This is a genomic window from Corynebacterium sp. HMSC068G04 (genome assembly GCF_001814885.1).
Lineage (GTDB): Bacteria > Actinomycetota > Actinomycetes > Mycobacteriales > Mycobacteriaceae > Corynebacterium > Corynebacterium hiratae.
Window position 1 is genome coordinate 1 of record NZ_KV818340.1, and the last position, 22,505, is coordinate 22,505.

Consider the following 22,505-nt stretch of genomic DNA (forward strand, 5'->3'; position numbering starts at 1 on the left):
ACGGCTCTCCGCCCAACTTTGCAACAGCACCTATCATATATAGTACATGCCAGCTAAAGGCTTTCATCTTTACACAGCGTTGGATTTGTACTCGCGCAAGGTTGTGGGATGGACTGTCCAACACCGACAGGAAAAGACCATCGCTACACGCCTGATTGAACAAGTCATTGCTGACCAGGAGCTCAACGGTCACAGCGTTGAAGTCGTACACACCGACAACGGCAAAGTCATGACCTCACACATGATGAAGGACATGCTGGATGAACACGGCGTGCAGCTGTCATTAATTCGGCCGAATGTTTCGAATGACAATCCATTTGAAGAGTCATCACATCGCACAATCAAGCATCACCGCTATGCGTTAGAAACCTATGATGATATCCAGCATGCGCAGAAAGTCATCGGCAGGATTATCGACGAATACAATAACCGTGACCGCCACAGCGGGCTGAATGGATACACACCTAGTGAAGTGTATTCAGGCACGTGGCGTGACATCCTTGAACATCGCCGAGCAAAGGAAACCGTCTACTACGCGACGCACCCGCACCGCAGACCCAGACCCCGGAAATCCGTCTACAAGCCACCACCTAAAACGGTAGAAATCAACAACGGCAAACCCCTAGCGCCCGAGACATCGAGCGCGTAAAGTAACAACCACGTCAAACAGGGGGATGTTCACAACTCAAAGGCAGGCGCCGATCGAGGGCAAAGGGACCAAAGTAAGAGGACCAAACTAGAGGGACCATCAAGCGAGCCTCTCCACATCCCCGGTTGGCGGGTTACTTATACGCCGAGAAGCCCGTAATCTTCTTGCCCATGATGAGGGATTGCACGGTATCGGTGCCCTCGTAGGTGTGCATGGCCTCGATGTCGGCGAAGTGGCGCGCGATGTCGTTTTCCAGCAGGATGCCAACTCCGCCGAGCATGTCGCGAGCATCGGCAGCAATGCGGCGAGCCGCACGCGTGTTGTGGAGCTTTGCCGCCGAGGCCTGCTCTGGGGCCAAGGTGCCCGCGGTTTCTCGCTGAGAAACCTCACGGCACGTCAGCATCATCTGACTAAGATCCAAGACCATGTTGGCCAAGCGCTGCTGAATAATCTGAGCCTTGGCCAGCTCACGGCCAAACTGGACACGCTCCAGCACATAAGAACGAGCAATCTCGTAGCAGGCCACCGCCGAACCGAGTGCCATCCAGGACACGCCAATGCGCGTCGCGGTGAGCACGCGGGAGACGTCCTTGAAGCTGCGGCAGCCCGGAAGCTGGTTGGCGGCAGGAATGCGGCAATCGGTCAACGTGATGTGTGCCTGGTGAATCGCACGCAGAGAGAGCTTGCCCTCGATGACGGTGGCGGAGTAGCCGGGGGTTTCCTGCGGGACGATGAAGCCGCTAACGTTACCGTCTTCCATACGGGCGTAGATGATGGTGATGCCGCCAGAGGCGCCATTGCCAATCCACTTCTTTTCGCCGTTGAGGACCCACTCGTCACCATCGCGAACCGCGGTAGTTTCCAAAGCGATGGAGTCCGATCCGTGTGCGGGCTCGGTCAGGCCGAATGCGCCAAGCAGCGAGCAGCTAGCCATCTGTGGCAAGTACGAAGCCTTCTGTTCCTCCGAGCCCAACATGGCAATGGAGCGCATAGCCAACCCCGCCTGGACCGCAATAACGGTACCCATCGAGGCATCCGCGCGCGTGATTTCCATGAGCGTAAGGCCAGCACCAAGCGTGGACATCTGCTCGTGACCTTCCACAGCCAGGCCATCAGTCATCACATCCAAGGAACCCAAACGCTCCACCAAGTCCAGCGGATACTCAGATGCCTGCCAGTGCTTGTTGATCACCGGGTCGGAGTACTCGCGGAACTGAGCGGCACGTTTCCAGCCAGCAGCATCGGCCTCAGAGAGGTCGTCGAAGACGCCGAGGAAGTCAGTGGTGCGCTCAAAGAGATTGTGGGACATGGTTGCTTCTCCAGGTAATACGAATGACGATTAGCCACAATTGTGACGTGTATCTCGACACCTGTCAAGCAGTTGCCCTGTACACTAACCACCATTAGCTAGAACAGGAGGACGCCCCACCGTGGCCAACCAGAAACGTCGCGACCAAATCGCCGCCGCCGCACTCGACCTCTTTGACCAACGCGGCTATCACGCCACCGGCATGGAGGACATCGCCAAAGCCGTCGGCATGCGCGCCTCCAGCCTGTACAACCACTACTCCTCCAAACAAGAGCTTCTCGCCGAAGTCACCATCACCGCCATGGAGGACCTCCTGCGCGCCAACGCCGCCTGCCTCGCCGGGCTGAGCGATCCCCGCGACAAGCTCGTCGCCACCATGAAAGCCCACGTCATCTACCACGCCACCCACGCCCGGCGCGTCCGCGTGGTCAACAACGAGCTCACCAACCTCGAAGAGCCTCACAAATCCGTCGTCCTGCAACTGCGCCGCGACTATGTCGCACGGTGGATGGCCGTGGTCAACGAGGGAGACTTTCACGCGGAGAACCTCAAAATCGCCTGCTGGGCGCTCATCGATATGGGCATCGGCGTGGCCCAATGGTTCAGCCCCGACGGGGATTACACCGCCGAGGCTTTAGGTGACATGTACGGCCAGTTCGCCCTGCGCCAACTTACCTAGGGTGCACAACCAATCTGCTGCTCTTCCTCACGCCCATCCGGGTACTGCACGCGCACGCGGGAGTAGACCTCGGCGTGGTAGCCGCAGGCCACGCGCTTATCGACGACCACCTTGACCCGATCCTCGCTAAACTCGCCCTCCGCGCAGTTGGGATCACAGTTGTTCTCGATAGCCACGCCGTCTGCCTCCGCGGCATCCGCACCCCAGTGCTGCCATTCAAGCTGGTTGACCAAGTAGTTATTATCCGCACAGGCCAGCGAGATGCGGTCCGGGCCCTCCAGGCCCGTGACGGAGACACAGTCCAAAATGGCCGTGGCATCGATGGTGGTTTCCACGTCTGGGCCTACGAGTCCAACCACGCGCACCAACTGGCCGGTGGCGGGCAGGACGGAGAAGGAGACGCGGTCGGAATCGCGAATCACGGTGACCAGCTGGTCCTCGCCTTCGCCCTCAACGGTGCCGACCTCATTGCCATCCGCCTCCGCCAGCATGTCATAGGCAATCTTCTGCTGCTCGCTACTCAGTCCCGGCTGGAGCAGCAGCTCCAGCGCGCCTAGCGCGCGATTCGGGGCGGAATCCGCCAGCTTCTCCAGCCCGGCGCGGTCGGTAGCAACGACGAGCTCCTCCGGGTTGATGGAGGGCTGCGGGTCGAAGCCCGGCACCTCGCCTTGCGAGGAGACCTCCACGGCACCGCCAGCATCCACCGCATATTCGGTGATTGCCGTGGCATCGCCGAGGGTATCGACACGCTTCATGTATTCCTTCGCGGTCACGCCCTTATCCACGGCATCGGGCTGGGTTGCGGCTGCCTCGCCGGCCTGGGTCAGAATCTCTGCCGCCGAGGCCACCGGCTCCGAATAATTGAGCAGCGGGAAGGCACCGCCGATGAGCGCGAGCACCGCGACGGACGCCGCCGCAATGGTCCACGTGGGGCGGCCCTTCGTGATCTTTGCGAGGGTGTCTTCGGAGCGGGTGAGGGAGGCGTCGTCAAGCGCAGTGTCGGGAACGGGGTTGGCGGCGCGGAGTTTGTCGAGAGAGTTAGACATCGGTTTCTCCTGTGAGTTCGGAAAGGTGGGTGCGTGCGCGGTGCAGGCGAACGCGCACGTTGTTGCGGGAAATGCCGAGGACCTCGGCGATATCGGGATGGTCGAGCCCCTCCCAGGCATGGAGAGTGAGAATTTCGCGCTCGGCGTGCGAGAGCTGCATCAGCGCGCGCGTGATGTCGAGGTTGGCATCGACTGCGTCATAGCCGGCGTAGGACTCCAGCTCGTGATCATCGAGGTTCTCCGTCTCCCGGCGGGTGCGGTAGAACTCGCGCATCACGTTGCGGGCGATGCCATACAGCCACGGCAGCGGCGTGCCGCGCAACGAGTCGAAGCCGGCCCACGCCCGCTCGAAAACGTCGGCCGCCAGCTCTTCGGCATGGCTCGGTGGGACGCGGCGGCGCAGGTAGGCCAGCACCGCCGGATAATGCTCGCGGAACAGGCGGGAGAACTCCCGCTTGCGCGAACCAGGCAAGGTAAGGACAGACACTAATTAACTCCAGATTCCTATTGGGCTCACTGAGTATGTTGCACCAGACGCCCAAGCGTTACAGCGGACTGATCAAATGGTTTACTAAAGGGGATGGAACCTCTCGAGCTCTCCGCCCTGACGGGCACGCAGTCGCGCACCTACGGCACGCGCAAGATCACTAAACACATGATCTCAGCACCTGTGCACGTGGCCATTGCACTGTGGGACGAGCGCTGGGATTCTGCGCAGGACGGGACTATCGACGGCTGGGTCATTGCCGTCAACACCACGAAGACGCGCTTTGTGCGCAAGGGCCAGATCATAAAGGGCGACATCGTTGAGGTGGCCGTCCGCGAGTTGGAGAAGGCCACGAAGAATATTCGGGGGCGCAAGTGGATCGTCACCGGCCGCCGGCAGGCGGCGCTGCGGGCTGCGTTGGAGGAGCGCGGTTACACCGTGACGGGGAGTTTTGCGGAGGAGAATAGGGCGTCGAAAAGCGCCAGCTCCGTGCGGCGCAAGCAGGCCGGCATCACCGCGCGCCGCGCGAAGAAGGAGGGCGAGGCGCCGCGCAAGAAGCAGGTCGTAAAGGTAGAAACGCCGAAAGCGCACTGGTGGCCGAACTTCTCGACGGCCTCCTCCTGGCCGGAGGGCGCTACCGTGCGCATCGCTACGGATGCCTCCTCGGACACGGTATTCAAGGGCTCCATGTGCTTCGTGGCCAGCAATGGCGACTACCGGTTGCGCACGCGCAAGACGACGGCGAGCACCGATGAGCTTGAGCTCGAATCCTTGACGCTCGCACTGAAGTACCTGCTCAAGGTTGGCGCAACCAAGGCGATCATCGAGTCGGACTCCGTCGCCGCCTTGGAGGCGGTGGAGCAGATTCGGACGAAGGGCTCAAAGGCGGTGCGCTCCCGCGGCATGTGGCGGGGGCTATCCTCGGGCTCGCGCTCGCGCTTCCAGCAGGCATGGCACGACGTGGAGGGGATCTGCGAGGTAACCATCCGTCGGGTGATGGGGCATGCGGGTGACCCGCTGAACCGGGCGGCGGACCAGATTGCGTACATGGGCCTGCGCGCAATTGCGCATCCGATGAAGCAATCGCGGGCGACGCTGAAAGAGGGCATCGCGAAGACGCTGGCTAAGCTCTAATTCGGGGTTCGGCGCACTGGTGGCCTAGGGTAAATCGCATGAGCAATCCCTTTGACTCCAATCCTTTTGAGGAGCCGGCCAAGCCTTTCAGCGGCCGTGGAGCGAACCCCTTCGCGGAGCCCGCGCGTGAGGCGTATGCGGCGCCTTCTGCGACTCCGCCTGTGACGCCTTTCGCGGATCCTTTTGCTGAGCCTTTTGCCGAGTCTGAGCACGCATACGCCCCGGCCCCGCTGCAGGACTATTCCCTCGAGCAGCACTCAACGGGCGGCAAGATTCACCGCTTTTCCGTCTTCAAGGGCCTGCTCAGCCTGTTCTCATTCTTGGTCGGCTTCACCGCGATTACCGATGGCGACGTAGCCTTCGGCCTCGGCTTCGCTTTGCCCGGCGCGTGGTACTTCATCAAAACGCTGCAGCAGAAAGCCAACCCGACCACGCCGCAGAAGCGCCACTGGTTTGTCATCTGGTTGGTTGCCCTCGTGCTCATCTTCTTCGGCGCCTAGCAACCACCCGCCTCCACACGATGCGCAGCAGCGAATGCGGAGTCGCCACCACCTCGCGCAGGTAGTTCCACGGGCGGTCTTTCCGCGGGGTGCCAACGCCGTGCATGCGGACCCGAATCCCTAGGTGCCAGGCCCACAGGCGGGTGCGCAGCACGTGGAAGTCATTGGTCACAACGCGAAAATAGCTATAGTCCGGGCACAGCGCATGCGCGCGCTCGAGGTTCTCGTTGGTGCTCGTAGCGAGTGGTTCGAGGCGAATCCGCTCCGGATTAACGCCCCGCTCGATGAGGTAGCGCGCCATCGGCTCCGCTTCCCCGTAACCGGATACGATGATCGGCTCCTCCGGCAGCACGCGCGCCATCACCACCGCGCGGTCCAAGCGGCTGCGCAGCAGCGAGCCCGGCTCGCCGCCCTCCACGCGCGCGCCCAACACCAGAAGCGGAAACTGCATGCCCGCTAGCTTAGCGTGCATACTGGTCAGCATGAGTATGTGCGTAGTCGGCTCTTAAGATCAATCTCCCCGGTCGACTTCCCGCTTTATTCGCCGAGGAGCTGGGAACGCAGGTTCTCGTCCTTCTTCTCTACCTCGGCGGCCATGTTCTCCTGGTAGGCCGCCATCTTCTCCACGAGGGCTGGGTCGCCCGCGGAGAGGATGCGCACGGCGAGCAAGCCGGCGTTCTTGGCACCACCGATGGATACGGTGGCCACCGGAACGCCACCCGGCATCTGCACGATGGAAAGCAGCGAATCGAGACCATCGAGATCCTTCAGCGCGCGCGGGATGCCGATGACCGGCAGCGGCGTGGCTGCGGCAACCATGCCCGGCAGGTGGGCCGCACCACCGGCACAAGCGATGATGGCTTTGAGCCCGCGTTCGTGGGCGGACTTGGCATAAGCCAGCATCTTTTCTGGGGTGCGGTGCGCACTGACGACGCCCACCTCAAAGGGCACGCCGAACTCGGCGAGCACCTCTGCGGCGGGCTTGACGGTGGGCCAATCGGAATCAGAGCCCATGATCAGGCCGACTAGTGGTTCCATAAAAACTCTCCTTATTAAATAGGTTTCAAGCTCGCTGCGGGCTTAAGTCCACTGCGCGTGGACGAGGAAGTGGGCGGCATCGTGGGCGATGCCGCGGGTTTCCTCCACGTCCTCACCAACGACGTTGACATGGCCGATCTTGCGGCCCGGCTGGTGGTCCTTGCCGTAGAGGTGGATCTTCGCCTCTGGGTAGCGCTCCATCACTTCGCGGACGCGCTGCGACATGGGCATCTGCGGATCTTCTTCGGCACCCAGCACATTGGCCATCACCGTGACCGGGGCCAGGGCTGCGGTAGAGCCCAGCGGCAGGTCCAGCACGGCGCGCAGGTGCTGCTCGAACTGCGAGGTCACGCAACCATCCTGGGTCCAGTGGCCGGTATTGTGCGGGCGCATGGCCAGCTCGTTGACGGCGATATCCTCCTCAACAACCGCACCCGGCGCACCGGAGGCGGAAGCAATGATGGAGCCGGCGTCTTGCTGCGTGGCGAAGGCAAAGAGCTCCACTGCAAGCACGCCAGTCACGCCGAGCTCGGTAGCTACCTTGATGCCTACCTGAATGGCGCGCTCTGCCAACTCCGGGGACAGGTTCGGGGCGGGTGCGAACGCTTCGGCGCAAATGCCATCGCGCTGCACGGACTCGGTGACCGGCCAAGCCTTCACTTCGCCGGAGGGGCGGCGGGCGACGAGCACGGACAGCTCGCGGGTAAGGGCCACTTTTTCCTCAGCCATCAGCGGGGTGCCTGCCGCGAGAAGTTCTTCTACCAGCGGCTCCAGCTCCTCCGCAGAGGGGAACCACACGCCATGGCCGTCGTAGCCGCCGCGGCGGGCTTTGAGACACACGTGACCGTCGACAAGCGCGGCAAAATCCCGCGCATCCTCCACCGAGTCGATAGCAGCAAAGCGTGGCACCGGGGCGCCCAGCTCGGCCAGCTTCTGGCGCATGAGCAGCTTGTCCTGCGCGTAGAGGAGGGCGGAAGGCTGGGGCTGAACGTTGAGACCGTCGGCGATGAGCGCCTGGACGTGCTCCGTGGGGACGTGCTCGTGCTCAAAAGTAATTGCGTCCGCGCCTTCCGAAGCGGCGGTGAGCACGTCGAGATCGTGGTAGTCGCCCAAAACGACGTCCGGGATCACCTGGGCGGCGGACTTGTCTGGCGCGGAGGCCAGCACGCGCAGGTGGATGTCGAGCTCAGCCGCGGCCGGCTGCATCATGCGCGCAAGCTGGCCATCTCCAAAAACAGTAACGGTTGGTTTGTGTTGTTCACTCACTCCTTCAATACTAGCCTTGGGGCCATGATCGTCCGGCATACCATCTTTCAGAACTCCCTCATGACCGCCCTGTTGGACGGTATTTACGACGGCGAAATGACCATTGGTGAGCTTTTGGGTAAGGGCAATTTCGGCATCGGCACCTTCGATGCGCTGGACGGGGAGATGATCATCCTCGACGGCATCTGCTACCAGCTGCGCGGTGATGGCACCGCAACCGTCGCCGACCTTGACCAGGGCACCCCTTTCGCCGTTGCGACGAATTTCGTACCCCGCATTAAGGTGGCCGCGCCCAAGGGGCTCAAGCGCGAGGAGCTGTCGGCCTTCATCGATGAGGTGGAGCCTTCCGCCAACTACATGTACGCGGTGCGTATCACTGGGCGCTTCAGCAACGTGGTTACCCGCACGGTGGTCAAACAGAGCAAGCCTTATCCGCCGATGGCTCAGGCAGTAGGCGGCGATAAGGAGCTGTGCTTTAACGACGTTGAAGGCGTCATCGGCGGTTTCCGCACACCGGTGTTTGAGAAGGGTATTTCAGTCCCCGGATGCCACGTACACTTTATCGACGCCGAGCGCACCTCCGGCGGACATGTACTGGACTACACGGTAGATGAGGCCACCATTGAGCTCTGCCCTGGCACGGACCTCGACCTGCGCCTGCCACTGACCCACGAATTCCGCTCCGCCAACCTGGCACCTGATGACTTAGACCAGCAGCTGCACACGACGGAGATTAAGGACTAGCCCCAGACTGGTTGCTCGTTGAGGATGTCTTCGACTCGTTTGGCTTTGGGGATGGATGGGAAATACATCGGCTTCTCATAGCCGTGGAGTGCCAGCGAAATCCCGCCGCGGCGGCGACGCGCGCCGCGGATATCGGTGAGCGGGATCGAATCAACGCGCTTGCCCTCGCGGGCGATGACACGCAGATTGGTCACGATGAAGCGCTTGCGGCGGGCCTTGACAAGGGGCACGATGAAGCGCCAGGCAGCAAGCATGGCCCATATAGCTACTAAACCATTGCGAATCGACAGGTCAATACCGTTATAGTCACACCAGCCGATGGCAATCCAGCACACACCCGTGACGACGACGAGCTCTAAAAAAGGAAAGAGCAGTGTCCGAAACGGGGCGGTCATGTCCGCGCGCACAACCTCGCCGCGGCCCATCTGCATGAGGTTCATGGGGCACATGGTACCTACATTCCCACTCGTTCCACGGTCTTCCCCCGCTACCCGAGCGTGAGGGGTGACAGCCTCCTAGTCTCGGCAGTCCGGCGGCCCGGCGATCCGGCGCGGCATCGCACATGGCTTTTCCTAAAAGGCATCAGTCGAAGGGCGTCTTTGCCCCTGAAAACACCATCTGTCGGCCTACAAAAGGCGTCTTTGGGAGTAAAGACGCCTTTTGACTAATGCCTTCTGACAGACGCCTTGCGAAAAGCGCCATACGGGAATCTCGATATCGGGCCTGCCACCACGTCAGACGCGGAAATTTCTAGACCTCACGACTAGTGCACGACACAAAACCCTTGACAGCGGGAAAGGCCGGCAGTAGGTTGAGAAACACCTGTGCAATCGATTGCACTAGATGCCACAGGAGGGAGGATTTCATGCCTGGAGCCACATTAAAAGATATTGCCGCTGCGGCCGGGGTTTCAGTTTCCACCGCCTCGCGTTCCCTTGCCGGAAATCCTGCTATCTCCGAGAAAACACGGGCGAAGGTAATGAGCATTGCGCAACAGCTCAATTATTTGCCCAACGCTCAGGCACGAGCCTTGAGAAACTCTCGGTCCGACGCCATAGGGCTCATCATCCCTAACTTGGACAATGCCTATTTTGCTGCCATGGCCGCTGCAGTGGAAGAAGAAGCGAACAAGCGCAAACTCTCGACCATAATTACCAGTTGCGGAGAAGACCCAGAGCGCCTCATCAAAGCTCTCGACACCCTCTCCCAACGCCAGGTAGACGGAATCATCAGTGTCCCGCTCGAAGGTGCAGAAGATGCACTGCAGCGCGCGGCGGAATCTCGCCCACTGATACTCATCGATCGTTCTCTTAAAAACCTCCCAGCCGTGGTCTCAAACCCAATTACCGGGATACATGCGGCCGTGGCCCAGCTCAAGAGCAAGGGACATACGTCAATTGGGTATCTCTCTGGCCCCCAAGAAACGTCCACCGGACGCGAGCGCCTCAACGCATTCAAGGATGCAACAACCGGAATGGATATCCACATCCATCACGGCAGCTTCCGCCACCGATCTGGATACAAGGGCGCCATCGCGCTTCTTCAAGAAGGCGTCACAGCCATAGTCGCAGGCGATTCCATGATGACCGCAGGCGCGCTAGAAGCTTGCCATAACGCTGGCAAAAGAATTGGTGAAGAAATCGCACTAGTTGGCTTCGATGACTTCATCTTTTTACGTTTCCAACCAGCGCCAATCTCTGTCATAGACCAGAACGTTACGCGCATGGGAGAGGAAGCTACCGCTCGCTTGGTTGACGCAATTGATAACAAGCGGCAGCCCGAATCGACGGTCATCGATACCCGCTATATCCCACGAATGTCCACCGCCTACCGATTCCCTGGAGAACTCACATGAGTGAAACCGTCCTAAAACTTGAAGGCGTAACCAAGTCCTTCGGCCCCGTTGATGTCATTAAAGGGGTCGACCTCAGCGTTCGGAGAGGCCAAGTTCAAGCCCTTTTGGGCGAAAACGGCGCCGGTAAGTCCACGCTCATCAAAATGATTGCGGGCGTACACGAACCGGACTCTGGCCGCATACTAGTAGATGACAAAGAAGTTAGAATCCCCGATACTAAGGCCTCCGAGGCCCTCGGTATCGCCACTATTCACCAAGAACTCAACTTGGTGCCGACGATGTCAGTGGCTGAAAACATTGTGCTCGGTCGCACTCCGCAACGCTACGGACTTGTCAACCGCAAGCATCTCAAGGCTCAAGCGCAAGCAGCCCTACACCTCATCGGACTTGATGTTGACTTGGATACTCCGGTGGGTGAGTTGGGCGTCGCCAAGCAGCAGCTGGTTGAGATCGCCAAAGCCCTTTCCATGAATGCGCGCATCCTTATCTTGGATGAACCCACAGCCGCGTTGACCGGCAAAGAAGTCGATGCACTCTTCACAGTTCTCGAAGGACTCAAAGCAAAAGGCGTGGCGATGGTGTTTATCAGCCACCACCTGGATGAACTGGCACGGATCGCGGAGACCATTTGCGTACTGCGCGATGGTGCCTTCATCGCCGAGGTCCCTTCCGATACAGATGAGGATGAACTGGTCCGGCTGATGGTCGGTCGCAGTATCGAAAACCAGTACCCGCGCGACACTCCGCCCGAGCGCGGCGGGGTCTTGCTTGAAGTTGCAGGCCTGACTACACAAGGTTCGTTTCAGGACATCTCCTTCGAGGTCCACTCCGGCGAAGTTGTCGGTCTCGCCGGACTTGTCGGCGCTGGCCGCACGGAGATCATTCGTGCCATTGCTGGCGCAGACACCTACGATTCAGGATCCATTCGTGTGAATGGCCAAGAACTTCGAGGTGGCGACATCGGCGCCGCAATTCGCGCCGGAGTGGGACATATCCCCGAGGACCGGAAAGCACAGGCGCTAGTCCTGGATGCTTCGGTAGCAGACAATCTCGGTTTCGCGACGCTCTACCCCACCGCTAGAGCTGGGATTGCGGACCGTTCTGGCCAACATCGGCGTGCGGGCGAAGTGGCAGAAAAACTTCGTATACGTATGTCCGGGCTTGACCAGGCTATCCGCAATCTCTCCGGCGGAAACCAGCAAAAGGCAGTCTTCGGCCGGTGGGTCCTCGCCAACTCAAAAGTTCTCTTACTCGATGAGCCAACCCGCGGCGTCGACGTAGGCGCCAAGGTCGAAATCTACAACATCATTAACGAGGTTACGGCTGCCGGCGGCGCGGTCCTCATGGCTTCCTCTGATCTACCAGAGGTACTTGGAATGTCTGACCGGATCCTCGTCATGTCGGGGGGCCAACTTGCCGGGCAACTGCCAAAAGACTCCACTCAAGACGAGGTCATGACCCTCGCCGTAGCCAACGTAACTTCAGCAACTTCCGCTGCCGCTACTAACTCCGCTAGCCACGACCCCAAGGATTAATTATGACCAAGAATCGTGTAACCAACTGGGCTCTGAACAATGGCGCTCTCGTCGGCCTCATCGCGCTGTGCATAGCGCTTTTCATCGCCACCCCGTATTTTTTAACCGTAACGAATCTACTTAATGTAGGCATCCAGGCAGCTACCGTGGCCATCCTGGCTTTCGGCATGACCTTCGTCATTGTTACCGCGGGAATCGACCTTTCTGTCGGTTCTGTAGCCGCTCTTGGCGCTATGGTGTCGGCCTATATGTTCTCCACTGCTGGGCTTCCGGGCTGGCTGACTCTCCTCATTGGTCTCGGTGTGGGTGCCTTGGCGGGCGCTATCTGTGGAATGGCCACTGCGTGGGGAAAGATTCCCTCCTTCATTGCAACACTGGCAATGATGTCTATTGCGCGTGGCCTAACCCTCGTCATCTCGCAAGGCTCTCCCATTGAGACCGCGCCTTCGGTCAACTTCTTTGGCAGCGACGTAGCCGGCCTCCCAGTGCCCATCATCATGATGGTGATTGCCGGGCTCCTCTGCTGGTTCATCCTCGAGCGCACTGTGCTCGGCCGTTCCATGTACGCGATCGGAGGAAATCTCGAAGCAGCTCGCCTCTCCGGTCTCCCAGTCAAGCGCATCCAGATCGCAGTTTTCGCGCTTTCTGGGTTCTTCGCAGCGTGGGCGGGCATGGTTATGGCGGGCCGACTCGAATCTGCACAACCGCAAGCAGGCACCGGTTATGAGCTGGATGCCATCGCCGCAGTCGTCATCGGTGGTGCCTCGCTGTCTGGTGGACAAGGCAAAGCAACGGGAACTCTGGTTGGCGCTATTTTGCTGGCGGTCATCCGAAACGGCCTCAACCTCCTCAATGTTTCCTCCTTCTGGCAGCAGATTGTCATCGGTTTAGTCATCGCGTTGGCCGTGGGCTTCGACGTCTTCCGCAATAAGACGGCTAACTAAAAGGAGTGCCTCATGAAAAAGATCATTTCTGCAGTTCTCGTTGCCGTTCTTGCTTTGGGTTTGGTCTCATGCAACCGCTCTGAGGAAGACCGTCAGCGCATAACTCTTGCGCTATCAACCCAGACAAACCCCTTCTTCGTTGAGCTACGCCATGGCGCACAGGACAAGGCCAAAGAACTCGGAGTCCCCCTCGATATCCAAGACGCCTCGGATGATCCTGCTCAGCAAGTCAATCAACTCGGCAACGCTACGTCGATGGGCGCGAAAGTGGTGGTTGTTAACCCCACAGACTCCGATGCTGTAGCTCCAGCAGTACGCGGAATCAAGAACAATGGTGTCCCTGTGGTCGGTGTAGACCGCGACGTTAACGGCGTAGATTTGGATTCCATGGTTGCCTCCGACAATGTCGCCGGCGGTGCCCAAGCAGCAGATCAACTGGCCAAATCCATCGGCGAAGAAGGTGACATCCTCATCCTGCAGGGCACCGCAGGTACGTCGGCCTCGCGCGAACGTGGCAAGGGCTTCGAGTCACAGATTGCCAAGTACCCGGGCATCAAGGTGGTTGCTAAACAGTCAGCAAATTTTGATCGTACAGAGGGACTCAATGTAGCCACCAACCTTTTGCAAGCCAACCCGAACATCAAGGCCATCTTTGCGGAGAACGATGAAATGGCCCTTGGCGCCGTCGAAGCCCTGGGATCGCGCGCTGGTTCCGAGGTCAAGATCGTGGCCTTTGACGGTACTTTCGACGGACTTAAGGCTGTCAAGGACGGCAAGCTGGAAGCTACTATCGCTCAGCAACCAGCCGAGCTCGGTGCCCGCGCCATCGAGCAAGCCGCACAACTCCTGCATGGTGAAAAGGCACAGAAATCTGTCCCCGTAGAAGTCATCACCGTTACCCGCGACAACGTAGAGGAATTCCAATGAGCAAGTTAACTGTCGTCGGTTCTATCAATGCCGATCTCATCGTCCACGCAGAGCGCCACCCTCAGCCCGGTGAGACCCTGCTGGGTTCTGGCGGTGAAATCCTAGCCGGGGGCAAGGGCGCAAACCAGGCAGTGGCCGCGGCCCAACTTGGTGCGCATGTCGCTTTCGTTGGCGCCGTAGGGTCTGATCCCTATGCGGAACCCGCTATGCATTACATGCGGACCTCGGGTATCGATCTCAGTGCAGTAGAGCAGGTAGACACCAATACCGGCCTCGCTGTCATCACTGTTTCCGCCGACGGCGAGAACACCATCGTCATTTCCCCCGGCGCTAACGCTCAAGTCGACTCAGATTTTGTCGCCGCTCGCGCCTCCACCATCGCCGATGCCGACATTGTTCTCCTACAAGGTGAAATCCCTGCTTCCGGTTTTCAAGCCGCAGTAGAACACAGCAATGGACGCGTCGTGGTTAACCTCGCCCCTGTTGTCCAAGTCGACCGTGAAAGCCTGCTGCAAGCCAATCCGCTTCTTGCCAATGAGCACGAGGCTGGTCTCATTTTAGAGCAGCTCGGTCTTCCCTCCGATGGCACCCCTCACGAGCTTGCTCACCGACTTATTGAGGCTGGCTTCCGCTCCGTAGTCTTAACCCTTGGCGCGCGTGGAGCGTACGTAGCCACCCCAGAAGGCGGCACGGATATACCTACCCCACGCGTGACCACCATAGATACCACCGGTGCTGGCGACGCCTTCGCCGGCGCGTTGTGCTCCCGACTCTTGCAGGGCGACTCACTCATCGATGCGGCATCATTCGCCGCCCGCGTCGGAGCATTCGCTACAACCGGCAATGGAGCACAACCTTCTTACCCAACTACTTCCTCACGCTTACCGGAGGTGGACAATGCGTAAGTCTGGAATCCTCAACCCAGCCCTCGCCAGCGCCGTCGCTCGTCTTGGGCACACCGATACCTTCGTCATCGCGGATTGCGGGCTTCCCATACCGCAGGATGTGACAGTTATTGATTTGACGTTGACCTTTGGCATCCCATCCTTCGGCGATACGCTTTCTGCGCTACTCACCGAAGTGGTAGTCGAAGCAGCCACCATTGCGGACGCCACTCCGCCAGAGGTTCGGACGCTGCTCCCCAGCATCCCGCTGACGGAAGTCGCACACGAGGAACTCAAACGTCAAGTTGCCAACGCCTCTTTCGTGGTGCGTACTGGGTCAACGACGCCGTTTTCCAACGTCATCTTCCGTTCCGGCGTGCCCTTCTAAAAGACCTTGTGATTCTTGCCCAAAAGCAGGCGATCCCAACTCGCTACTGGCCAGCGGGGCGCAGGTGGATGACATCGCCGGCGGAGTAGTACTCGCCGCCGACGTTAATGCGTCCGTCATCTGCCACACCCTCGACGGTGCCGATGACGTCGCCGGTCGGAGCTTCGAGCCGAACCTCCTGCCCAATCGAAGAACACACCTTGCGGTAATCAGTCATGAGCTGCGGATCCTGCTGCTCCCACTGCGTGATGCGGTGGCGCAGGTTCTTCAGCACGGTGATGGCCAGCTCGGTACGGTCGGTCTCAAGGCCTTCGAGCGCGAGCGATGTCGCGGCCTCGATGGGCAGTTCCTCCCTCGTCAACGTCACGTTGATGCCCATGCCCACGACCACGCGGGCTGAGGGCGGATTAGCGGCCTCGGTCTTCGGGGCGATTTCGGCCTTATTCACTTCAGCCTTGTTGATTTCAGCCTTGTTAATCTCCGCTTTGTTGATTTCAGCCTTATTGATCTCTGCCTTGTTGACTTCTGCCTTGGAGACCTCCGTCTTCGGGGCAGACTTGAAGGCCTCACCCACCGGACCGGCCTCCGCGAGGATGCCGCAGAGCTTCTTGCCGTCGATCTGCACGTCATTCGGCCACTTGAGTACCGCTCCCTCGACGGTATCCGTCACGGCCAAACCTGCGGCTAGAGGCAGGGTGCCCAAGTGATCGAGCGAATCCGGAAGGATGAGCACGGAGAAAATGAGCTGGGATCCAGCCGGGCTCACCCACTGACGGCCCAATCGGCCTTTGCCGGACACCTGCTCGTTGGCGAGCAGCACGGTGCCATCGGCAACCTTCTCCGCCTCCATGAGATCGGTATTGGTCGAGCCAGTGGACTCGGTGTAATCGATGACGGAAAAATCACCGTCGAGAGCTTCGCGGATGCGGTCAAGATTTAGAGCTGTCATACTGCCACCCCTACCCGCCGTTAGTACTCGACCACGCGCACTGTGTCCGCAGCGGGTGCTAGTGTATGTGCATGGCAAAGGTCACTTTTGAGAACGTCGGCATCACCTATCCCCGCGCCGAGAACCCCACGGTCAAAGACCTCAATCTCGAGATCGCGGATGGCGAGTTTCTAGTCCTCGTCGGCCCGTCCGGCTGCGGTAAGTCCACCACCCTGCGTGCCCTCGCAGGACTTGAGCCGGTCTCCAGCGGCCGCATCCTCATCGATGGTAAAGACGTCACGGGGCTCGAGCCCGGCGAGCGCGATATCGCCATGGTCTTCCAGAACTACGCCCTCTACCCGCACCTCACCGTGGCCCAGAACATGGGCTTCGCCCTCAAGCTGGCCAAGATGCCCAAGGCTGAAATCAAAGCCAAGGTAGAGGAAGCCGCGAAGACTCTAGGGTTAACGGAGTACCTGGAGCGTAAGCCGAAGGATCTATCCGGTGGCCAGCGCCAGCGCGTCGCCATGGGCCGCGCCATCGTGCGCGAGCCCAAGGCATTCCTCATGGATGAGCCGCTATCTAACCTGGATGCCAAGCTGCGCGTGCAAACCCGTGCGGAGCTGGCCAGCCTCCAGCAGCGCCTCGGCACCACCACCGTCTACGTCACCCACGACCAGGTGGAGGCCATGACCATGGGAGACCGCGTCGCCGTGCTCAAGGACGGTGTCCTGCAGCAGGTTGCACCGCCGCGCGAGCTGTACGACTCCCCCGCTAACGAATTCGTCGCCGGCTTCATCGGCTCCCCCGCGATGAACATCTTTGACTACAACGGTGGCCGCGTTGGCGTTCGCCCAGAGAAGATGTTCATCAACAAGGGACCGGTGGGCTTCCAAGGCACCGTGGAATTCGTAGAAGAGCTAGGCTCCGAGTCCTTCGTCTACGTCATGGTGGGTGAGCAGCGCTTCGTTGCCCGCGCGAGCGATAACGTTCCACAGCGCGGGGACAACGTCGTCCTCACCTTCAACCCCCGGGAGGCGCACCGCTTCGATCCTGAAACCGGACAGCGCATCGAGGTTTAAGAAGAATCAGGGGTAGTTTTACCCCCATTTTGAGTGAATTAAACGTCAAAACCACGTGCATTGTGGGGGTGATCCCCTATTTTGAAGTCACCAGAAGTTTTCCGAAAGGTGAATACTCCATGAAGAAGCCGTTTCTCCCTAGCTCGCTGCGCTCTGTCCGCCGCGGCGTAGTCGTTACCACCGCTGCCCTTGCTCTGACCTTGGCGGGTTGCTCGTCGAGCGACGAGGGATCGTCGTCAAGCACTGGCTCCGATGCCGCCTCGACGGATGGTGACGGCCGCGGCCCCATCACCTTTGCCATGGGCAAGAACGATACCGACAAGATCACGCCCATCATCGAGGCATGGAACGCCGAGCACCCAGATGAGAAGGTCGAGCTCAAGGAGCTCGCCGGCGAGGCCGACGCACAGCGCGAGACCCTCGTGCAGTCCCTGCAGGCGGGCAACTCTGACTACGATGTCATGGCGCTGGACGTGGTCTGGACCGCGGACTTCGCCGCTAACCAGTGGCTGGCACCGTTGACCGGTGACCTCGAGGTGGATACCTCCGGACTGCTGGAGCCCACCGTGGAATCCGCCACCTACAACGACACCCTCTACGCGCTGCCGCAGAACACCAACGGCCAGCTGCTCTTCCGCAACACCGAGTTGGCGGACAAGGCTCCGGAGAAGTTCGACGACATCGCTTCTGCTTGTGAGGCCATCAAGGATGATGCTTCCTGCCTGACCACCCAGCTCAAGCAGTACGAGGGTCTCACCGTGAACACCGCCGGCTTCATCGAGGGCTGGGGCGGCTCCATCCTGGATGACGAGGGCAACGTCGCCGTTGACTCGGACGAGGCGAAGGAAGGCCTGCAGGCGCTTGTCGACGCCTACGAGGACGGCACCATCTCCAAGGACTCCACCGCCACAACGGAGGAGGAGACCAACCTTGCTTTCACTGAGGGCAAGACCGCTTTTGCCATCAACTGGCCGTACATGTACACCAACGCCGAAGAGGCTGGCGTGAAGTTTGAGGTCCAGCCGCTGGTGGGCAAGGACGGCGTCGGGGTGTCTACCCTCGGTGGCTACAACAACGGCATCAATATCAACTCCGAGCACAAGGCTACGGCCCTGGACTTCATGAAGTTCATCATCAACGAGGAGAACCAGAAGTCCTTCGCCGAGGCTTCCTTCCCGCCGGTGCTGGCTTCCATCTACGACGATGACTCCCTCGTCGAAGAGTTCCCGTACCTGCCGGCTCTGAAGGAATCCCTGGAGAACGCCGCACCGCGTCCGGTCTCCCCGTTCTACACCGCCATCTCCAAGGCGGTTCAGGATAACGCCTACGCGGCGCTCACCGCAGGCAAGTCCGTCGATGACGCCACGAAGGATATGAAGGCAGCCATCGAAGCCGCTTCGCAGGGTTAATTTCCCAGCGTGCATGGGGGCGCGAGTAAGTCCACGTGACTTGCCCGCGCCTCCTTCTGCGATCCGGGCTCTTTTCGCCCAGAGGAAGTCCGGGCTACCCGCTATGATTTCCCCAACCCCCGTTAAACCCCTTCTCCCCCTATGAGTTAGAAAGGCAGGCACCGCATGGCTGGAGCACCGCCTACCGTGCAGCCCCGCAGACAGTACCTGCGTGTGGCCGCACTCATCGCACCGGCACTGATAGCGCTGGCTGTGGTCATCGGCTACCCCATTGTGCGCGCTGTGATGTTGTCCTTCCAGGGCAACAAACGGCTTAACCCCACCACGGGAGTGTTCGAGGAAGGCTCCTTCGCCGGTCTTGAAAACTACCTGTACTGGATTACCAATCGCTGCATGTCTGCCACTGGCCAGGCCACCGCGTGCCCTGATGGTGTCATTGCCACCGATTTCTGGCCGGCTGTGAAGATCACTCTCTTTTTCACCGTGGTCACGGTTGCCCTGGAGACCATCCTGGGCATGTTCATGGCGCTGGTGATGAACGGCGAGTACCGCGGTCGCGGCCTCGTGCGCGCGGCGGTGCTTGTCCCCTGGGCCATTCCCACCGCAGTCACTGCGAAGCTGTGGCAGTTCATGTTCGCCCCGGATGGCATCGTCAACGCGCTCGTCGGCACGCGCATCGCGTGGACCACAGACCCGTTTTATGCCCGTCTCGCGGTGATTATCGCCGATGTGTGGAAGACCGCCCCCTTCATGGCGTTGCTCGTTTTGGCTGGTTTGCAGATGATTCCGCGCGATGTCTACGACGCCGCCCGCGTCGACGGCGCATCGCGCATCCAAACCTTCTTCACCATCACCCTGCCGCTGGTACGCCCGGCGCTCATGGTGGCGATCCTCTTCCGCACGCTGGATGCACTACGCATGTACGACCTGCCGGTCATCATGATCTCTGCTTCCTCTAACTCCCCGACGGCAACCATTTCCCAGCTCGTCGTGGAGGACATGCGCCAGGGGCATTTCAACTCGGCCTCCGCACTGTCCACGCTCATCTTCCTGCTTATCTTCACCGTCGCGTTCATCTTGGTGCGCTTCCTCGGCGCTGATGTCTCCGGTACTGCCCGCCAGAAGAAGGAGAAGAAGTCATGAAAAAGATCGGCCATTACCTAGGCATCCTCTTCATCATGTTCTGGGGGCTCGCACCCTTCTATTGGATGGTCGTCACCGCCCTGCGGCACAAGTCCCATACCTTCGACACCACCCCGTGGCCCACGCACGTAACCCTGGATAACTTCCGGGACGCCCTAGCCACGGACAAGGGCAATGACTTCCTCAATGCGCTGGGGAACTCTTTGATCATTTCCTTGGTCACGACCGCGGTGGCGGTCCTCATCGGCGTGTTTACCGCCTATGCCTTGGCGCGCTATGACTTCCCGGGCAAGGGCATTGTCACCGGCATCATTCTGGCCGCCTCGATGTTCCCGGCCATCGCGCTGGTAACCCCGCTATTCCAGCTATTCGGCAACCTCGAATGGATCGGTACCTACCGCGCGATGATCATCCCGAATATCTCCTTCGCGCTGCCCCTGACGGTCTACACGCTGCTGAGCTTCTTCCGCCAGCTGCCCTGGGAATTGGAGGAGGCCGCTCGCGTGGACGGTGCCTCCCGCGGTCAGGCCTTCCGCCTCGTACTTTTGCCCTTGGCTGCACCGGCACTGTTTACCACGGCCATCATCGCCTTCATCACGACGTGGAACGAGTTCATGCTGGCTAAGCAGCTCTCCACCACCGCTACCGAGCCGGTGACCGTGGCCATCGCGCGCTTCTCCGGCCCCTCAGCCTTCGAGTACCCCTACGCCGCCACCATGGCTGCGGGCGCGCTGGTGACGGTTCCGCTGATCATCATGGTGCTCATCTTCCAGCACCGCATCGTCGCCGGCCTCACCGCCGGAGGTGTTAAGGCCTAATGCGCCGCGCACTGCTGTGGGACACCGCGCTGGGATTCGTTGGCTTCTTCGCCTTCCTGGCGCTGGTGCAGGCAGTTCTGAATCTTTTTCACCCCTCCCCCGCCATCTGGCCGGGGCTCCTCGCGGGCGCACTATGCCTGACGGAGTATCTGCTGTGGCGGGCTAAACGGAAGGATCTCCGATGAGCTGGCACGACAACGCCATTTTCTACCAGGCCCTCGTGGGCTCGTACAAGGACACCACCGGCGAAGGCGTGGGCACGCTGCGCGGGGTTATTGAGAAGCTCGACTACCTCAAGTGGCTCGGCGTCGACTGCCTGTGGCTTTCCCCGTTCTATGCTTCCCCGCTGCGCGATGACGGCTATGACATCGCCGATTACTACTCCATCCACCCTGACTACGGCACGATGGAGGACTTCGACGAGCTCGTCGCCGAGCTCCACGCGCGCGGCATGCGCCTCATGACGGATCTCGCGTTTAACCACACCTCTACCGATCACCCGTGGTTCCAAGCCTCCCGAACCGATCCGGAAGGGCCCTATGGGGACTATTATGTGTGGGGCGATGATCCCCTGCGCTACCCCGAGATCCGCATCATCTTCACCGATACGGAGACCTCGAATTGGGCCTGGGACCCAGAGCGCAAGCAGTTTTACTTCCACCGCTTCTACTCCCACCAGCCGGACCTGAACTACGACAACCCGAAAGTCCACGAGGAAATTTTCAAGATCCTCTCCTTCTGGTTGGACAAGGGGGTGGATGGCTTCCGCCTCGATGCCATCGCCTACCTCTACGAACGCGATGGACTGGGCGGCGAGTCTCTGCCGGAGACGGTCGAATTTGTGGAGAAGGTCCGCGCCTTCATCAACGAGAACTACCCCGAGGCCATCATGATCGCGGAGGCCAACCAGCCACCGGTGGAAACCATGGAGTTCTACGGCACGGGCAACCGCTTCCACATGGTCTTCAACTTCCCAGTGATGCCGCGGCTTTACCAGGCGCTGGCGCTGGGTGATGCCACACCGGTCTACGACATCATGGCGGAGCTTCCGGAACTGCCCGAAGGCTGCCAGTGGGGAACCTTCCTGCGCAACCACGACGAGCTGACCCTAGAGATGGTCAACGCGGACCAGCGCGCGATCATGTACGAGCACTACCTGCCCGATGATCAGATGCGCGCCCACGTGGGCATCGCGCGGCGCCTTGCCCCGCTGCTGGGCAATGATTACCGCAAGATTGAGCTTTTTTATTCACTACTCATGACCCTGCCGGGCGCTCCCTTTCTGTACTACGGCGATGAGATTGGGATGAACGATGCCCCCGAGCTGCCTGACCGCGATGCTGTGCGCACGCCCATGCAGTGGGAGCCGGGCGAGGGTGCAGGCTTCACTACGTCCGCCCACCCGCGCCGGCCCATCGTCGGCGGCGTAGGGGTTTCGGTAGAGGAGCAGCTTGCCGACGATGACTCGCTCCTCCACCGCCTGCGCGGGCTGATCCAGCAGCGTAAGGCACATCCGGAGCTCGGTACCGCGCCCTTTGAGGCCGTAGAGACCGGCTATGCGGGCGTGCTGGGATTCCAGCGCGGTGAGTTGTTGTGCCTGCACAACTTCACGGATCAGACCGTCGACTTAGGCCCTGTGGAGCTGGGCCCCTATGGCTACGCTTGGCTGCCTGTAGAGGCCTAAAAGACACTTCGTAACTCACCTCACATTTCCCGCTAGGTTAACTAAAAGTTAACTCG

25 protein-coding genes are annotated in these 22,505 nt (G+C 60.2%); 17 read left to right on the forward strand and 8 right to left on the reverse strand.

Annotated features, from left to right (window positions below; translation table 11 throughout):
- Positions 1 to 46: 46 nt before the first annotated feature.
- Positions 47 to 649, forward strand: a complete 603-nt coding sequence (locus HMPREF2993_RS09425; RefSeq protein ID WP_070523112.1) for a DDE-type integrase/transposase/recombinase — start codon at positions 47 to 49, stop codon at positions 647 to 649.
- Positions 650 to 782: 133 nt separating this feature from the next.
- Here the strand turns inward: HMPREF2993_RS09425 and HMPREF2993_RS09430 are convergent, their stop codons facing one another.
- Positions 783 to 1,958 (reverse strand): acyl-CoA dehydrogenase family protein, encoded by a 1,176-nt coding sequence (locus HMPREF2993_RS09430; RefSeq protein ID WP_070515979.1) that lies wholly within the window; start codon positions 1,956 to 1,958, stop codon positions 783 to 785.
- Positions 1,959 to 2,079: 121 nt separating this feature from the next.
- On the opposite strand from HMPREF2993_RS09430, the gene HMPREF2993_RS09435 reads away from it, so the two are divergent.
- Positions 2,080 to 2,637, forward strand: a complete 558-nt coding sequence (locus tag HMPREF2993_RS09435) for a TetR/AcrR family transcriptional regulator (protein WP_070515980.1) — start codon at positions 2,080 to 2,082, stop codon at positions 2,635 to 2,637.
- Here the strand turns inward: HMPREF2993_RS09435 and HMPREF2993_RS09440 are convergent.
- Both HMPREF2993_RS09440 and HMPREF2993_RS09445 read right to left on the reverse strand, forming a co-directional pair.
- Positions 2,634 to 3,683 (reverse strand): hypothetical protein, encoded by a 1,050-nt coding sequence (locus tag HMPREF2993_RS09440; protein ID WP_070515981.1) that lies wholly within the window; start codon positions 3,681 to 3,683, stop codon positions 2,634 to 2,636. The genes HMPREF2993_RS09435 and HMPREF2993_RS09440 overlap by 4 nt on opposite strands.
- The gene (locus HMPREF2993_RS09445; protein ID WP_046647003.1) at positions 3,676 to 4,170 is read right to left on the reverse strand and encodes an RNA polymerase sigma factor; all 495 of its coding nucleotides are present in this window, start codon (positions 4,168 to 4,170) and stop codon (positions 3,676 to 3,678) included. Before HMPREF2993_RS09445 ends, HMPREF2993_RS09440 begins: the two co-directional genes overlap by 8 nt.
- Positions 4,171 to 4,263: 93 nt before the next feature.
- Here HMPREF2993_RS09445 and HMPREF2993_RS09450 point away from each other — a divergent pair, with 93 nt between their 5' ends.
- Together HMPREF2993_RS09450 and HMPREF2993_RS09455 are read left to right on the forward strand one after the other, a co-directional pair.
- Complete coding sequence (locus tag HMPREF2993_RS09450; RefSeq protein ID WP_070702094.1) at positions 4,264 to 5,304, forward strand: ribonuclease HI; 1,041 nt, start codon at positions 4,264 to 4,266, stop codon at positions 5,302 to 5,304.
- 38 nt (positions 5,305 to 5,342) lie between these two features.
- Complete coding sequence (locus HMPREF2993_RS09455) at positions 5,343 to 5,804, forward strand: hypothetical protein (RefSeq protein ID WP_070702096.1); 462 nt, start codon at positions 5,343 to 5,345, stop codon at positions 5,802 to 5,804.
- Here the strand turns inward: HMPREF2993_RS09455 and HMPREF2993_RS09460 are convergent.
- The 3 genes from HMPREF2993_RS09460 to HMPREF2993_RS09470 all read right to left on the reverse strand — a co-directional run bounded on the left by HMPREF2993_RS09460 (position 5,785) and on the right by HMPREF2993_RS09470 (position 8,147).
- Positions 5,785 to 6,255, reverse strand: a complete 471-nt coding sequence (locus tag HMPREF2993_RS09460) for a YdcF family protein (RefSeq protein ID WP_070509553.1) — start codon at positions 6,253 to 6,255, stop codon at positions 5,785 to 5,787. The genes HMPREF2993_RS09455 and HMPREF2993_RS09460 overlap by 20 nt on opposite strands.
- A gap of 86 nt (positions 6,256 to 6,341) precedes the next feature.
- Positions 6,342 to 6,842: a 5-(carboxyamino)imidazole ribonucleotide mutase gene (gene purE, locus HMPREF2993_RS09465; protein ID WP_046647007.1), complete on the reverse strand. Its 501-nt coding sequence runs from the start codon at positions 6,840 to 6,842 to the stop codon at positions 6,342 to 6,344.
- A gap of 42 nt (positions 6,843 to 6,884) precedes the next feature.
- Complete coding sequence (locus tag HMPREF2993_RS09470; protein ID WP_070702098.1) at positions 6,885 to 8,147, reverse strand: 5-(carboxyamino)imidazole ribonucleotide synthase; 1,263 nt, start codon at positions 8,145 to 8,147, stop codon at positions 6,885 to 6,887.
- Between HMPREF2993_RS09470 and budA the strand changes: the two genes are divergently transcribed.
- Complete coding sequence (gene budA / locus HMPREF2993_RS09475; protein ID WP_070702100.1) at positions 8,133 to 8,852, forward strand: acetolactate decarboxylase; 720 nt, start codon at positions 8,133 to 8,135, stop codon at positions 8,850 to 8,852. The genes HMPREF2993_RS09470 and budA overlap by 15 nt on opposite strands.
- On the opposite strand, the gene HMPREF2993_RS09480 is transcribed toward budA, so the two are convergent.
- The gene (locus HMPREF2993_RS09480) at positions 8,849 to 9,292 is read right to left on the reverse strand and encodes a hypothetical protein (RefSeq protein WP_070702102.1); all 444 of its coding nucleotides are present in this window, start codon (positions 9,290 to 9,292) and stop codon (positions 8,849 to 8,851) included. The genes budA and HMPREF2993_RS09480 overlap by 4 nt on opposite strands.
- Before the next feature lie 425 nt (positions 9,293 to 9,717).
- On the opposite strand from HMPREF2993_RS09480, the gene HMPREF2993_RS09485 reads away from it, so the two are divergent.
- From HMPREF2993_RS09485 to rbsD, 6 genes are read left to right on the forward strand one after another with little or no spacing between them, the layout of a single operon-like run.
- Positions 9,718 to 10,707 carry a LacI family DNA-binding transcriptional regulator gene (locus tag HMPREF2993_RS09485; protein WP_070702104.1) on the forward strand — a complete coding sequence of 330 codons (990 nt, stop codon included), beginning with the start codon at positions 9,718 to 9,720 and terminating at the stop codon, positions 10,705 to 10,707.
- A complete protein-coding gene (locus HMPREF2993_RS09490; protein ID WP_070702106.1) occupies positions 10,704 to 12,242 on the forward strand; it encodes a sugar ABC transporter ATP-binding protein in 1,539 nt (512 codons plus the stop codon). Before HMPREF2993_RS09485 ends, HMPREF2993_RS09490 begins: the two co-directional genes overlap by 4 nt.
- Before the next feature lie 2 nt (positions 12,243 to 12,244).
- A complete protein-coding gene (locus HMPREF2993_RS09495) occupies positions 12,245 to 13,186 on the forward strand; it encodes an ABC transporter permease (protein WP_046647012.1) in 942 nt (313 codons plus the stop codon).
- A gap of 12 nt (positions 13,187 to 13,198) precedes the next feature.
- Positions 13,199 to 14,113 (forward strand): D-ribose ABC transporter substrate-binding protein, encoded by a 915-nt coding sequence (locus HMPREF2993_RS09500; RefSeq protein WP_046647013.1) that lies wholly within the window; start codon positions 13,199 to 13,201, stop codon positions 14,111 to 14,113.
- Positions 14,110 to 15,018: a ribokinase gene (locus HMPREF2993_RS09505; protein ID WP_049156354.1), complete on the forward strand. Its 909-nt coding sequence runs from the start codon at positions 14,110 to 14,112 to the stop codon at positions 15,016 to 15,018. The genes HMPREF2993_RS09500 and HMPREF2993_RS09505 overlap by 4 nt, the downstream gene beginning before the upstream one ends.
- Positions 15,011 to 15,385, forward strand: coding sequence for a D-ribose pyranase (gene rbsD, locus HMPREF2993_RS09510; RefSeq protein WP_070702107.1), 375 nt, complete (start codon positions 15,011 to 15,013; stop codon positions 15,383 to 15,385). Before HMPREF2993_RS09505 ends, rbsD begins: the two co-directional genes overlap by 8 nt.
- A gap of 43 nt (positions 15,386 to 15,428) precedes the next feature.
- Here rbsD and HMPREF2993_RS09515 read toward each other — a convergent pair whose 3' ends face one another.
- Positions 15,429 to 16,334 carry a biotin--[acetyl-CoA-carboxylase] ligase gene (locus HMPREF2993_RS09515; protein ID WP_070702108.1) on the reverse strand — a complete coding sequence of 302 codons (906 nt, stop codon included), beginning with the start codon at positions 16,332 to 16,334 and terminating at the stop codon, positions 15,429 to 15,431.
- 71 nt (positions 16,335 to 16,405) lie between these two features.
- Between HMPREF2993_RS09515 and HMPREF2993_RS09520 the strand changes: the two genes are divergently transcribed.
- The 6 genes from HMPREF2993_RS09520 (at position 16,406) to HMPREF2993_RS09545 (ending at position 22,449) form a co-directional block, all read left to right on the forward strand.
- On the forward strand, positions 16,406 to 17,395 hold the full coding sequence (locus HMPREF2993_RS09520) for an ABC transporter ATP-binding protein (RefSeq protein WP_070515993.1): 990 nt from the start codon (positions 16,406 to 16,408) through the stop codon (positions 17,393 to 17,395).
- Between the two features lie 119 nt (positions 17,396 to 17,514).
- Complete coding sequence (locus HMPREF2993_RS09525) at positions 17,515 to 18,804, forward strand: ABC transporter substrate-binding protein (protein ID WP_046647016.1); 1,290 nt, start codon at positions 17,515 to 17,517, stop codon at positions 18,802 to 18,804.
- Positions 18,805 to 18,969: 165 nt separating this feature from the next.
- Positions 18,970 to 19,947, forward strand: coding sequence for a carbohydrate ABC transporter permease (locus HMPREF2993_RS09530; RefSeq protein ID WP_046647017.1), 978 nt, complete (start codon positions 18,970 to 18,972; stop codon positions 19,945 to 19,947).
- Positions 19,944 to 20,765 (forward strand): carbohydrate ABC transporter permease, encoded by an 822-nt coding sequence (locus HMPREF2993_RS09535; RefSeq protein WP_046647018.1) that lies wholly within the window; start codon positions 19,944 to 19,946, stop codon positions 20,763 to 20,765. Before HMPREF2993_RS09530 ends, HMPREF2993_RS09535 begins: the two co-directional genes overlap by 4 nt.
- Positions 20,765 to 20,950: a hypothetical protein gene (locus HMPREF2993_RS09540; protein ID WP_046647019.1), complete on the forward strand. Its 186-nt coding sequence runs from the start codon at positions 20,765 to 20,767 to the stop codon at positions 20,948 to 20,950. The genes HMPREF2993_RS09535 and HMPREF2993_RS09540 overlap by 1 nt, the downstream gene beginning before the upstream one ends.
- Positions 20,947 to 22,449, forward strand: coding sequence for an alpha-amylase family protein (locus HMPREF2993_RS09545; protein ID WP_070515996.1), 1,503 nt, complete (start codon positions 20,947 to 20,949; stop codon positions 22,447 to 22,449). Before HMPREF2993_RS09540 ends, HMPREF2993_RS09545 begins: the two co-directional genes overlap by 4 nt.
- Positions 22,450 to 22,505: the final 56 nt, after the last annotated feature.